Origin of the sequence: Micrococcus sp. KRD026, from assembly GCF_017168445.1 — a bacterium.
In the GTDB taxonomy this organism is placed as follows: domain Bacteria; phylum Actinomycetota; class Actinomycetes; order Actinomycetales; family Micrococcaceae; genus Micrococcus; species Micrococcus luteus.
Genome location: NZ_JABFBA010000007.1, coordinates 30,610 through 42,699, shown reverse-complemented (window position 1 = coordinate 42,699; position 12,090 = coordinate 30,610). Strand labels below are relative to the sequence as shown.

Here is a 12,090-nt window from a genome sequence, read left to right as displayed (position 1 = left end):
CGACAGGCAGGTGTCCGCATGACCCCCGTCCCCCCGTCCTCCCCGTCCCGCCTGGACGCGCTGACGGCGCCGACCGCCCGGCACGCCCACCGGCTGCTCGTCGCCAAGGCGATCCGCGAGTTCACCCATGAGCGGCTCCTGACGCCGGTGCGCGGCGAGCGGGTCGACGACGCCGGCCGCCACGCCTACACGCTCACCCTGGGCGGGGTGCGGTGGACGTTCACCGCGCGTGCCCTCCCGCTCGAGCACCTCGGCGTGGATCCGGACTCGGTGTGCCGTGCCGGGGATCCGGACGCGGTGGCCGTCGACCGCTTCGTCCTCGACGCGGCCGAGGTGCTCGGGCTGGCCGGCGAGGCGCTGGACGTCTATCTCGAGGAGCTCGCCTCCACCTTCGCCGCCCGGTGCCACACCCTGGCCGGCGAGCGCCCGTCCGCCGCCGACCTGGTGGACGCGGACTACACGGCGGTGGAGGCCGCCATGAGCGAGGGACACCCGGGCTTCGTGGCCACCAACGGCCGCATCGGCTGGGGGGCCACGGAGTACGCGATGTTCGCCCCCGAGGGCGGGCGGGCGCTGCACCCGGTGTGGCTCGCGTTCCCCTCCGAGCTCGGGGGACGGTGGACCTGGCCCAAGACCGCGAGCGCGGGCGCCGCCGTGCCGGCGCCGCCCCCGCCGATCACCGAGGCGGTGGCGGGCCTGTGGGCGGAGCGGGCGGCGGCGCTCGACGTCGATCCGGAGGCGTACACGCTGATCCCGGTGCACCCGTGGCAGTGGGAGCACCGGATCCAGGTGGCGTTCGCCCCCGACCTCGCCGCGGGGCGGCTGGTGCACGTGGGCGAAGACCCGGACGCGTTCACGGCCATGCAGGCGGTGCGCACCCTGTTCAACGCGAGCGACCCGCACGCCCCGCAGCTGAAGACGGCGTTGTCCGTGCAGAACATGGGGTTCGTGCGCGGCCTCTCCCCCGCGTACATGTCCGTCACCCCGGCGATCAACGCGGTGGTGGCCGACCTCGTGGACTCCGACCCCCTGCTCGCGAGGTGGGGCTTCGGGGTGCTGCGGGAGTACGCCTCGGCCGGGTACACCGGGGACGCCTTCCATGCCGTGGGCTCGAAGGGTCCTCACACGAAGATGCTCGCCGCCCTGTGGCGGGAGAGTCCGCTGCCGCGCCTGGCGGAGGGCGAGCGGGTCATGACCATGGCGGCGCTGCTGCACCGGGACGGCGGGGGCCGCTCCGTGGCGGGGGCGCTCGTGGAGCGCTCGGGGCTGACGGCGGCGCAGTGGCTGCACGGGGTGGTGACGGCCTACGTGACCCCGCTGGTGCATCTGGCCGCCGCCTACTCGACCGTGTTCATGCCCCACGGGGAGAACATCGTGCTCCGCCTGCGGGAGGGACGGGTCACCGGCGCCTTCCTCAAGGACATCGGGGAGGAGGTGGTGGTCGGCGCGGACGGCGTCCCGCTCACGGAGCAGACCCGGCGCATCCGCATCGACCTCACCGACGAGGACCTCTCCCTCTCCTTCTTCACGGACATGCTGGACGGCGTGCTGCGCCATCTGGCCGACGTGATGGACGCGGACGCCCTGCTGCCGGCGGAGGAGTTCTACGCCGTGGTGGGGCGGGTCCTCGCCGAGTACACGGCCCTGGGGCTCGCGGATGTGGAGCGCCTCGGCCTGGACGCGGAGGACTTCGCGCACTCGTGCCTGAACCGGTTGCAGCTGCGGAACGCCACGCAGATGGTGGACCTGACGGACCCGTCGGGCTCGCTGCTCTACGCCGGTCGCCTGGCCAACCCGGTGGCCGCGCCGCTGCGCCGCGCGCTGGCGGAGCTCCGGCAGGACGCCGCGGCATGAGCGCGGACGCGTGGACCGGGACGGCGACGGGTGACGTGGCGGGCCGTTGCCACCGGGACGCGCACGGCGTGCCGACGCTCGTGGCCGCGTCCCTGCCCGAGCTGGCCTACCTCCAGGGGTGGCACGTGGCGACGGAGCGGGCCTGGCAGGTCGACTGCGAGCACCGCCGGGTCACCGGCATGAGCGCCGAGGTGTTCGGCCCGCCGGCGGTGGCGAACGACGTCGCCGCCCGGCAGATGGACCTGGACGGTGCGGCCCGCCAGGCGTTCAACGCCCTCGACGACGCGGAGGACCGGGCCTGGTTCACCCGGTTCGCCGACGGCGTGAACGCGGGGCTGGACGCCGGGGCCCGGCGCGCGCCCGAGTTCGCCGCCCACGGGGTGAAGCCGCTGCCGTTCGACCCGCACACGGCGCTCGCCCTGCACCTGGGCTACAACGTCTGGCTGACCAACGCGCCGGCCGCCCTGTTCCGCACCCTGCTGGCCGAGCGCTTCCCCGCGCTCGCCGCGGCGCTGATCTCGCCGCGCCCCGACGCGGACGGCTCGAACGCCTGGGCGGTGCGCGTCGGCGCCGAGGGCGCTCCGCTCGTGGCCGCCGACCCGCACCGGCTGCTCGAGCTGCCCGGCGTCTACCAGCAGGTGCGCCTCGTGGTGGAGGCCGAGCGTCCCCGGGACCGCGTCGACGTCGTCGGCCTGGCCTTCCCCGGTGTGCCGGGCGTCCCGCATGTGGGGCAGTCCGAGCACGTCGCGTGGGTGACGACCTCGGCGATGGTGTCCTCGCTCGAGATGGTCCTCGAGGACGCCCCCGAGGGGCCGGAGGTCCTCGACGCCCGGACCGAGCGGGTGCACGTGCGCGGCGGCGACCCCGTGGACGTGCGGGTGGCCCACACCCCGCGCGGGCGGCTCGTGGACGTGCCCGGCGCCGGCCCGGTGAGCATGCGGTTCCCCGCCTGGGACCGCGCCGACACCGGCCTGCCGAGCGCGCGCCGGCTGCTCACGGCCGCGAGCGCCGCGGAGGCCTGCGCGGTGCTGGACGGGCACGTCGAGCCGGTCAATCGCGTGATCGTCGCGGACCGGCGGACGGTGCTCACCCGGCACGCCGGGGCCGTGCGGCGCCGGGATCGACGCTCGGCCTGGGGTGCGGCGCGGGCCTCCGCGCTGGGCCGGGGCTCCGCCGACGGGTCCCTCGATCAGCGCTGGGTGCGCTGGCCCGCGCCGGCCGCGGCGGACGACGTCGTGGTGGCGGCCAACGAGCCCCACCCGGACACCGCCTGCCTCACCGTGGACGCGTGCGCGCCGTGGCGGTCCCGCCGCATCCGGGAAGCCCTCGAGGCGCTGGCACCGCAGGAGCGGACCGTGGACGCGATGGCCGCCCTGCAGACGGACACCCGGACCCCGGGCGCGCCGCGGGCCTGGCTCGCCGACGCCGTCGACGCGCTCGTCGCGGACGGCGTGCTGGCCGCGGAGTCCGTCCCGGCGTGGGCCGGCGACGCCGCCGCCGGATCGGCCGCGGCCCGCTGGTGGCTCCTCGTGGAGCACGAGGTGGCCGCCGCCCTGATCGCGCACCTGCCGCCCGCCTCGCGGGCCCTGCTCGGCGGCCCGTGGGCACCGTGGGGCGACGCCGCCGCATGGGTCGGCGCGGCGCTCGCCGAGCGCGGGCCGGAGCCGCTGCGCGCGGCCCTGGGGATCACAGCGTCGACGAGGGACCTCGTGCGGGCCGCCGTCGCCGCCGTCGACGACGCCGCCGAGCCGCCGGGCCCCGACGGCGCGGCCCGGACCTGGGGCGAGGCGCATGCCCTGACCCCGTTCCTGTTCACGCACGAGCATCCCGGCGGGCCGGACGAGCCGGGGCTCGCCGACGTGCTCGACACGATCGGGTCCGTCCGGGTGGGCGGCACCGCGGACGCGGTCTGCGCCACCTCGCACGCCCCCGGCCTGGCCGTCGGCACCCACCGCGGGCCGGTGGCCCGGGTCGTGTTCGACCTCGGCGACCGCACCCGCAGCCGGTGGGTCGTCCCGTTCGGCGCCTCCGGTCTCGGAGGCGGGCACGTGACGGATCAGCTGGACGCGTGGGCCGCCGGCCGCCTGCTGCCCGTGCCGTCCCGTCCCGTCCCCCCGTCCGCCGGCAGCGGCGTCGCACCCGCCCGCTCCGTCCCCGGCGGGGCCCCTCCGGGACGCATCGTGGCCGAGGTCGGCGTCGGGGCGTTGGGCCTGACCATGACGCGCGTCCGCCCGGCCCTGGACGCCCCGCTGATCCACGCACTCGTCACGGAGCCGCGGGCGGAGTTCTACGGGATGCGCGGGCACAGCGTGCAGGACGTCGAGGAGGTCTACGACTTCCTCGAGTTCCAGCCCACCCACGCGAACCACCTCGTGTGGCACGGCGGGACCCTCGTGGCCCTCGTGCAGACCTACGACCCTCGCGCGGAGGAGGTCGGCGGCGCCTACGAGGTGCGGGACGGGGACCTCGGATTCCATTTCATCACCGCCCCCGGCGGCCTGCAGGGGCGCGCCCGCGCCACGGCCTACCGGAGCATTGTGGACTGGTTGGGCGCACGCCCCGGCACGCGTCGGCTCGTGATCGAGCCGGACGTCCGCAACACGCGGGCCGTGAAGACCGCCCGGGCTCTGGGCTTCACGGTGGACCGGGAGGTCGAGCTGCCGGGCAAGCGGGCGGCGCTGTGCTTCCGCGACGTGCGCTGACCCGGCCCCGCACACGGCGACGCCGCGCACCCGCCTCGGGTGCGCGCCGTCATCCTGCCGGTCAGGGGCGGTGGCTCACTTGTGCTCGGCCACGCCCGTCTGTCCCTCCCGGACCAGGGCGGTCATGCGGGAGACCGTGCGGAAGTACTTCTTCATGTAGCCGCCGTGCATCATCTCCTGCGTGAACAGGGCGTCGAAAGGCACACCGGAGGCGAGGACGGGCACGTCCTTGTCGTACAGGCGATCCGCGAACACCACGAAGCGCAGGGCCGTGGCCTGCTCCGTGATGGTGTGCACGTCGTGGAGGGCGAGCACGTCCACGTCCTTGACGAGCTCGCGGTAGCGGGAGGGATGCACGCGGGAGAGCATCGCGGTGAGGTCCGCGAAGTCGTCCACGGCGAGCACGCCCGCGTCGGGGAAGTTCTCCTGGGCGGTGGCCTCGACGACGGCGTCGTCCAGCGGCGACGGGGCGGCGGAGAGGCCGCGGTGGCGGTAGTCCTCGCCGTCCACGCGGATGACCTCGAACTGGTCGGCCAGGACCTGGATCTCGCGCTTGAAGTCCTGCGCCGCGAAGCGCCCCTCGCCGAGCGAGCCCGGCAGGGTGTTGGAGGTCGCCACCAGGCGCACGCCGGCGTCGGCCAGCTCGCGCATGAGGCGGGACATCAGCACGGTGTCCCCCGGGTCGTCGAGCTCGAACTCGTCGATGCACACGAGGGTGTACTCCTTGAGCTCGTCCACCGCCTTGCGGAAGGACAGGGCGCCCACGAGGTTGGTGTACTCCACGAACGTGCCGAACGCCTTGGGCCCGGGGGCCGCGTGCCACGTCGAGGCCAGCAGGTGGGTCTTGCCGACGCCGAAACCGCCGTCGAGGTAGATGCCGGCCGGCCCTGCCGCCCGCTTCTTCCCGCCGAACAGGCCGCCGAGGAACCCGCCGCCCGAACCGCCCCGGCCGAGGTCTGCCGCGAACCGGCGCAGCCGCTCCACGGCCTGTGCCTGCGAGGGGTGCGCGGGGTCCGGGATGTAGGTGTCGAAGGACACCGTGCCGAAGCGGTACGACGGGTGGAAGCCGGACAACAGCTGGTCCGGGGTGACCTGCGGCGAACGGTCGGCGAGGTGGACGATCTGAGCCACGGGACACTCCCAGGGTCGACGACGGGGATTCCGGGCCATGCTATCGGGCCGCGGACCCGACCCATGTGACCTCGCGTGTCCCGGACTGAGGGGCCCCTACCCTCTTACGTGACACCGACGTGCCGTAATCTGGCGCGCAGGGCACGGACACGGAACCCGCCGTCGTCGTGCCGCCCGCCCCGGGCCCGTGCGGGCCCGCCCCGACGCGAAGGAAGGCAGTGCCATGACCGATACCGCCGCGAAGTTCTCCGAGTACGCCCACCCCGAGAAGCTGGTGTCCACGCAGTGGGTCGCCGACCATGTCGGCGACGAGGACGTCGTGGTCCTCGAGTCCAACGAGGACGCTCTCCTCTACTCCACCGGCCACATCCCCGGCGCCCAACGCGTCGACTGGCACACCGAGCTCAACGACCCCGTCACCCGCGACTTCGTCGGCCCCGAGGCCTTCGCCGAGTTCGCCGCCTCCAAGGGGATCTCCCGGGACACCACCGTGGTGTTCTACGGCGACAAGTCCAACTGGTGGGCCGCCTACGCCCTGTGGGTGTTCACCCTCTACGGCCATGAGGACCTGCGCCTGATGGACGGCGGCCGTGACAAGTGGATCGCGGAGGGACGCGAGACCACCCGCGAGGTCCCGACCGTGGCCCGCGCCGAGTACCCGGTGATCGAGCGCGACGACCACACAGATCGTGCCGCCCGCGAGGACGTCCTGCAGGCCATCGGGACCACCCCGCTGATCGACGTCCGCTCCCGTCCCGAGTACACGGGCGAGACCACGCACATGGCCGGCTACCCGCAGGAGGGCACCCTGCGCGGCGGCCACATCCCCACGGCGGCGTCCGTGCCGTGGGCGTCCGCGGCCAACGAGGACGGCACCTTCAAGTCCCGCGCCGAGCTGGAGCAGGTCTATCGCGCCGGCGCCGGGCTGCAGGAGGGTGACGACGTGATCGCCTACTGCCGCATCGGCGAGCGGTCCTCCCACACCTGGTTCGTGCTCAAGTACCTGCTCGGCCACGAGGACGTCCGCAACTACGACGGCTCCTGGACCGAGTGGGGCAACGCCGTGCGCCTGCCGATCGCCGTCGGCGAAGAGCCGGGCGAGGCCCCCGCGCGCTGAGCCCCCGGCACGGCGTGGATCACTAGACTGGGACACCATGACCGAGAACCACGCCGTGCCCGCCGCCCTGGCCGAGATCATCGACGACTTCGCCGGGGTGCCCGATCCCGAGAAGCTCGAGCTGCTGCTGGAATTCTCGGACGAGCTGCCGGCGCTGCCGGAGCGCTACGACGGCCACGAGGCCGAGATGGAGCAGGTCGTGGAGTGTCAGACCCCGCTGTTCCTGGCCGTGGAGCTCGAGGGTGAGCCCGGTCCGCAGGCCCCGGTCCGCCTCTTCATCACCGCTCCCCCGGAGGCGCCCACCACGCGCGGTTTCGCCTCCGTGCTCACCCAGGGCCTGGACGGGCTGAGCGCCCTCGAGGTCCTGGACGTGCCCGAGGACATCCCCACCCGCCTCGGTCTGGCCAAGGCCCTCACCCCCCTGCGCCTGCGCGGAATGTCCGCCATGCTCGGCCGCATCAAGCGCAACGTGCGCGAGCAGGCCGGGATCGCCTGAGTCCGCCGTGGGCCAGCGCAAGAAGGATCGCAGCGCCCGGCACGGGGCGGCCACACCGGCCGTCGCCGCCCTCGAGGCCGCCGGGGTCCCGTACCGGCTGCACACCTTCGACGTGGCCCTCGACGCCGGCGGCGAGCGGTTCGGCGTCCAGGTCGCCCGGGCGCTCAGCGTGCCCGCCGACCGACTGTTCAAGACGCTGATGGTGGCGGACCCCGACGGCGCGCTCGCCGCGTGCGTGGTGCCCGTGTCCGGTCAGCTGGACCTGCGGGCCGCCGCCGCGGTGCTGGGCGTCAAGCGACTCGCCCTGGCCGATCTGGCCGTCGTCGAACGCCGGACCGGCTACGTGCGGGGCGGCGTCTCTCCCCTGGGCCAGCGCCGGCCCCACCCCGTCGTCCTGGACTCCTCCGCCCTCGACGCGGAGCTCATGTACGTCTCCGGCGGGCAACGCGGCCTGGATGTGGAGATCGCGCCCGCCGACCTCGTGCAGGTGACGGGCGCCGTCGTCGCGGAGATCGCGGCGGACTGACGGGCGGGTCCTGCGGCCGGGCCGGTCAGACGTCGTCGCGCGCCTGGCGGCGCACCACAGCCATGCGCTGGCCGACGGTGACCAGGGAGGCTGCGGCGAGCAGCCCCAAGGTGACGGCCAGGACGACCGGGGGCAGACCGAGGCCGGTGAGGCCGGCGACCACGAGGGTGGCCACGAGCCGTTCGGCGCGCTCGGCGATGCCCACGTGCGCGTCCCAGCCGAGGGCCTCCGCCTTGGCGCGCACGTAGGAGACGAGCATGCCCAGGGCCAGGCAGGCCCCGGAGAGCGCGCCGACCGCGGGTGCGGCGCCGACGCCGAAGCCCCACAGGCACAGCCCGAGGAACACGGCCGCGTCCTGCACGCGGTCCAGGGTGGAGTCGAGGAACGCGCCCCAGCGGCCGGTGGACCCGGCCTCGCGCGCCATGATCCCGTCCACCAGGTCCGAGAACACGAACGCGGTGATGAAGAGCGTGCCCCAGAACAGGTGCCCCAGGGGGAAGAGCACGAGCGCGCCCAGGCTCACGCCGAGTGTGCCGACGACCGTCACGGTGTCCGGACTGACCCCGGCCCGCAGGAGCGTACGGGCCACCGGGGTGAACAGGCGGGTGGTGACGCCGCGCGCGTGACGGTCCAGCATCAGGCGGGGTCTCCGGCCCCCGGGCGAGGATGCTCGGCCGCGGCACGGGCGTTGGCCGCCCGGCGCGCGGCGTGGTCCCGGGCGGCCCGGTCCCAGACGCCCGCGAGGATCTGCCGGGTCTCCCCCAGGGTCTGCGACATGTTCTTGGTCCGAGCGATGATCGGCAGGAAGTTGCCGTCGCCGGTCCACCGCGGCACCACGTGCTGGTGCAGATGGGCCGCGATCCCGGCGCCGGCCACCGCCCCCTGGTTCATGCCGAGGTTGTAGCCGGACGCGCCGGCGGCCTGGCCGAGGGCGAGCATCGCCGTCTGGGTCAGCTCCGCCATCTCGGCGGCCTCCTCCGTGGTGGTGTCCGTGTACAGGGGCACATGGCGGTAGGGGCAGACGAGCAGATGACCGGGGTTGTACGGGTACAGGTTCAGCACCACGTAGGCGGTGCGGCCGCGGTGGACGATGAGGGAGTCCTCATCGTCGCGCTGCGGGGCCGCACAGAACGGGCAGGTGTGCTCGTCCTTGACCTGGCCCGTCCCCTTGGACACGTACGCCATGCGGTGGGCGTTCCAGAACCGCTCGAAGGCGTCCGGGGCGCCGGGCAGCTCGAAGCCGTCCGTGGCGGCGGCGTCCGCCGACGCGCGGGCCTGCGCCCGCGCGTCGGATCCGCCGGTGCCGGGGCTGGTCATGGGGTGACCTCGCGCTCGCGCACCGCCTTCACGATGCGTTCGATCGCCTCCTCCACCGGCACGCCGTTGTCCTGGGTGCCGTCGCGGAAGCGGAAGGACACGGCGCCCGCCTCCCTGTCCTCGCCGCCGGCGATCAGCACGAACGGCGCCTTCTCCTTGGCCGCGGTGCGGATCTTCTTCGGGAAGCGGTCCGAGGAGTCGTCCAGGCGCGCCCGGATCCCCTCGGCACGCAGCTTCGCGACGACGTCGTCCAGGTAGTCGTTGAATGCCTCGGCCACCGGGATGGCCACGACCTGCTCGGGGGCGAGCCAGGCCGGGAACGCGCCGGCGTAGTGCTCGGTGAGGACGCCCAGGAAGCGCTCGATGGAGCCGAAGAGGGCGCGGTGGATCATCACGGGGCGCTGACGGGTGCCGTCGGCGGCCTGGTACTCGAGGTCGAAGCGTTCGGGCAGGTTGAAGTCCAGCTGGATGGTGGACATCTGCCAGGTGCGGCCGATGGCGTCCCGGGCCTGGACCGAGATCTTCGGGCCGTAGAACGCGGCGCCGCCCGGATCCGGGACGAGCTGCAGACCGGAGGCCTCCGCGACCTCGGCGAGGGTGCGGGTGGCCTCCTCCCAGATCTCGTCGGAGCCGACGAACTTCTCCGGGTCCTTCGTGGAGAGCTCGAGGTAGAAGTCGTTGAGGCCGTAGTCCTTGAGCAGGTCGAGGACGAAGTTGAGCGTGGTGGTCAGCTCCTCCTTCATCTGCTCGCGGGTGCAGTAGATGTGGGCGTCGTCCTGGGTCATGCCGCGCACGCGCGTGAGCCCGTGGACCACGCCGGACTTCTCGTACCGGTACACGGAGCCGAACTCGAACAGCCGCAGCGGCAGCTCACGGTAGGACCGGCCGCGGGAGCGGTAGATCAGGTTGTGCATGGGGCAGTTCATCGGCTTGAGGTAGTAGTTCTGCCCCTGGCGCGTGATCTCGCCGGTCTCGGGATCACGGACCTCGTCGATGTGCATGGGCGGGAACATGCCGTCCGCGTACCAGTCGAGGTGGCCGGACACCTCGTAGAGGTGCTGCTTGGTGATGTGCGGGGTGTAGACGAACTCGTAGCCGGCCTCGGTGTGGCGCCGACGGGAGTAGTCCTCCATCTCCTTGCGGATGATGCCGCCGCGCGGGTGGAACACGGGCAGGCCGGAGCCGAGCTCGTCCGGGAAGGAGAAGAGATCCAGCTCGGCGCCGAGCTTGCGGTGGTCGCGGCGCTCGGCCTCGGCGAGGCGCTCCTGGTAGGCCTTGAGGTCGTCCTTGCTGGCCCAGGCGGTGCCGTAGATGCGCTGCAGCTGCTTGTTCTTCTCGTTGCCGAGCCAGTAGGCGGCGGCGGAGCGGGTGAGCGCGAAGCCGTTGCCGATGAGCTTGGTGGAGGGCAGGTGCGGGCCGCGGCAGAGGTCGCACCACACGGCGTCGCCGGTCTTGCGGTCCACGTTGTCGTAGATGGTGATCTCCCCGGCCCCGACCTCCACGGAGGCGCCCTCGCCGGCGGTGTCCGCGGCATCCTTCTTGCCGAGCAGCTCGAGCTTGTAGGGCTCGTCCGCCATCTCGGCGCGGGCGGTCTCCTCGTCCACGACGCGGCGGCGGAAGGTCTGGCCGGACTTCACGATCTTCTGCATGAGCGAGGAGATCTGCTTGAGGTCCTCGGGGGTGAAGGGCTCGTCGACGTCGAAGTCGAAGTAGAAGCCGTCCGTGATGTACGGGCCGATGCCGAGCTTGGCGCCCGGGCGCAGCTGCTGCACGGCCTGGGCCATCACGTGGGCGGTGGAGTGCCGCAGCACCTCGAGGCCCTCGGGCTCCGTGATGTCCACCGACTCGACGGACGCGCCGGCGGGGATCTCGCGGGCCAGGTCCCAGAGCAGGCCGTCCACCCGCATCACGGCGGTGGTCGGCTTCTCGCGGAAGAGGTCGAGGCCGGTGGTGCCGTGCGTCACCTCCCGCAGCTCTCCGTCCACGGTCAGCAGGATGTTCTTCGGCTCCGACACGGTGCTCCTTCGAGGTCTGGCTTCGGGATCGGTGGCGTACGGGGGCCACCGTCGGCCGCGTCCCATTCTAGGGGCGCGGTCGGACGGCGGGGCACGGAGGCGGACGGTCTCATCTGTCCGGGGTGGGCAGCAGCTCCCACGTCTCCGGGTGGGGCACCGGGATTGGGGTGTGCTCCGGCGCGGGACGGCCGGGTGCCGCGCGGTCAGGTGCCGTGCGGCCGGGGCGGGTCCCCTCGCCCGGTCCGACGTCGGTGCGCACCTTCACGGGCCAGCCGCCCGTGCCGTGGTGCGGGATGTCCGGCAGGGGCTGCGCCCCGGTGCCCGCCCGGCTGCTGCGGCGCGCGGCGGCGGCTCGGCGGTCCGCCGCGAGCCAGTCCCGCCACTGCTGCCGGGTGGCGTCCAGGTAGTCGGGGTCCGGGAGCGTCTCGGGCCGGTGCAGGTCCCAGGCGCGCACGGCCTGGACGGACACGGCCCGGTCGCCGGTGCGCCGGACGGTGCCCTCGATCAGCAGGAGGCGGGCGGAGAAGAGCATCTCCCCGGAGGCGTGCTGGGCCTCCGTGAAGAAGGAGGCGTCCACGCAGCCGGTGCCGTCGTCCACGGAGAGGAACACCACCCGCTTGCCGCTGCGCATGGGCGGGGTCTGGGTGGCCACGCGCACCCCGGCCACGAGCACCCGGGACTGCGTGCGCAGCCCGAGCAGGTCCTTCGCCCGGGTGACGCCGAGCGCGTCCAGGTACGGGGCGTGGGAGTCCATGAGGTGGGCGGTGACGTCCAGGGCGGTGAGCTCCAGCTCGGTGCGGACCCGGGCGGCCGGGGCCGGGTCCGGGAAGAGCGGGGCGAGGGCGGTGAGCTCGGTGTCCGGCAGGTCCAGGGCCAGCTGGCCCTCCACCTGCCGTGGACGGGCGGACCGCGAGCGCGGGGCGGTGCGGCCG

10 protein-coding genes are annotated in these 12,090 nt (G+C 73.8%); 5 read left to right on the top strand and 5 right to left on the bottom strand.

Features of this window, described 5'->3' with window-relative positions:
- Nucleotides 1–18 precede the first annotated feature (18 nt).
- Together J1M40_RS02865 and J1M40_RS02860 are read left to right on the top strand one after the other, a co-directional pair.
- Nucleotides 19–1,854 carry an IucA/IucC family siderophore biosynthesis protein gene (locus J1M40_RS02865; RefSeq protein WP_020624757.1) on the top strand — a complete coding sequence of 612 codons (1,836 nt, stop codon included), beginning with the start codon at nt 19–21 and terminating at the stop codon, nt 1,852–1,854.
- Nucleotides 1,851–4,556 carry a GNAT family N-acetyltransferase gene (locus tag J1M40_RS02860; protein WP_206450446.1) on the top strand — a complete coding sequence of 902 codons (2,706 nt, stop codon included), beginning with the start codon at nt 1,851–1,853 and terminating at the stop codon, nt 4,554–4,556. Before J1M40_RS02865 ends, J1M40_RS02860 begins: the two co-directional genes overlap by 4 nt.
- 75 nt (nt 4,557–4,631) lie before the next feature.
- Here J1M40_RS02860 and zapE read toward each other — a convergent pair whose 3' ends face one another.
- Entirely contained in the window at nt 4,632–5,687 is a 1,056-nt protein-coding gene (gene zapE / locus J1M40_RS02855; RefSeq protein ID WP_206450445.1) for a cell division protein ZapE, read from the bottom strand.
- 223 nt (nt 5,688–5,910) lie between these two features.
- Here zapE and J1M40_RS02850 point away from each other — a divergent pair, with 223 nt between their 5' ends.
- Genes J1M40_RS02850 through J1M40_RS02840 form a run of 3 tightly spaced genes read left to right on the top strand, consistent with a single transcriptional unit; the run spans nt 5,911 to nt 7,826 of the window.
- Nucleotides 5,911–6,804, top strand: coding sequence for a sulfurtransferase (locus tag J1M40_RS02850; protein WP_044659665.1), 894 nt, complete (start codon nt 5,911–5,913; stop codon nt 6,802–6,804).
- A 37-nt stretch (nt 6,805–6,841) separates the two neighbouring features.
- A complete protein-coding gene (locus J1M40_RS02845; protein ID WP_004167585.1) occupies nt 6,842–7,300 on the top strand; it encodes a SufE family protein in 459 nt (152 codons plus the stop codon).
- A gap of 7 nt (nt 7,301–7,307) precedes the next feature.
- Nucleotides 7,308–7,826, top strand: coding sequence for an aminoacyl-tRNA deacylase (locus J1M40_RS02840; protein ID WP_044659664.1), 519 nt, complete (start codon nt 7,308–7,310; stop codon nt 7,824–7,826).
- Between the two features lie 25 nt (nt 7,827–7,851).
- On the opposite strand, the gene pgsA is transcribed toward J1M40_RS02840, so the two are convergent.
- From pgsA to J1M40_RS02820, 4 genes are all read right to left on the bottom strand, one after another.
- Nucleotides 7,852–8,463, bottom strand: coding sequence for a phosphatidylinositol phosphate synthase (gene pgsA, locus J1M40_RS02835; protein ID WP_044659663.1), 612 nt, complete (start codon nt 8,461–8,463; stop codon nt 7,852–7,854).
- The gene (locus J1M40_RS02830; protein ID WP_044659662.1) at nt 8,463–9,143 is read right to left on the bottom strand and encodes an HIT domain-containing protein; all 681 of its coding nucleotides are present in this window, start codon (nt 9,141–9,143) and stop codon (nt 8,463–8,465) included. Before J1M40_RS02830 ends, pgsA begins: the two co-directional genes overlap by 1 nt.
- Complete coding sequence (gene thrS, locus J1M40_RS02825; protein WP_049159811.1) at nt 9,140–11,158, bottom strand: threonine--tRNA ligase; 2,019 nt, start codon at nt 11,156–11,158, stop codon at nt 9,140–9,142. Before thrS ends, J1M40_RS02830 begins: the two co-directional genes overlap by 4 nt.
- Nucleotides 11,159–11,267: 109 nt before the next feature.
- The coding region (locus tag J1M40_RS02820; protein ID WP_241252021.1) for an OB-fold nucleic acid binding domain-containing protein at nt 11,268–12,090 on the bottom strand (823 nt) is incomplete at its 5' end.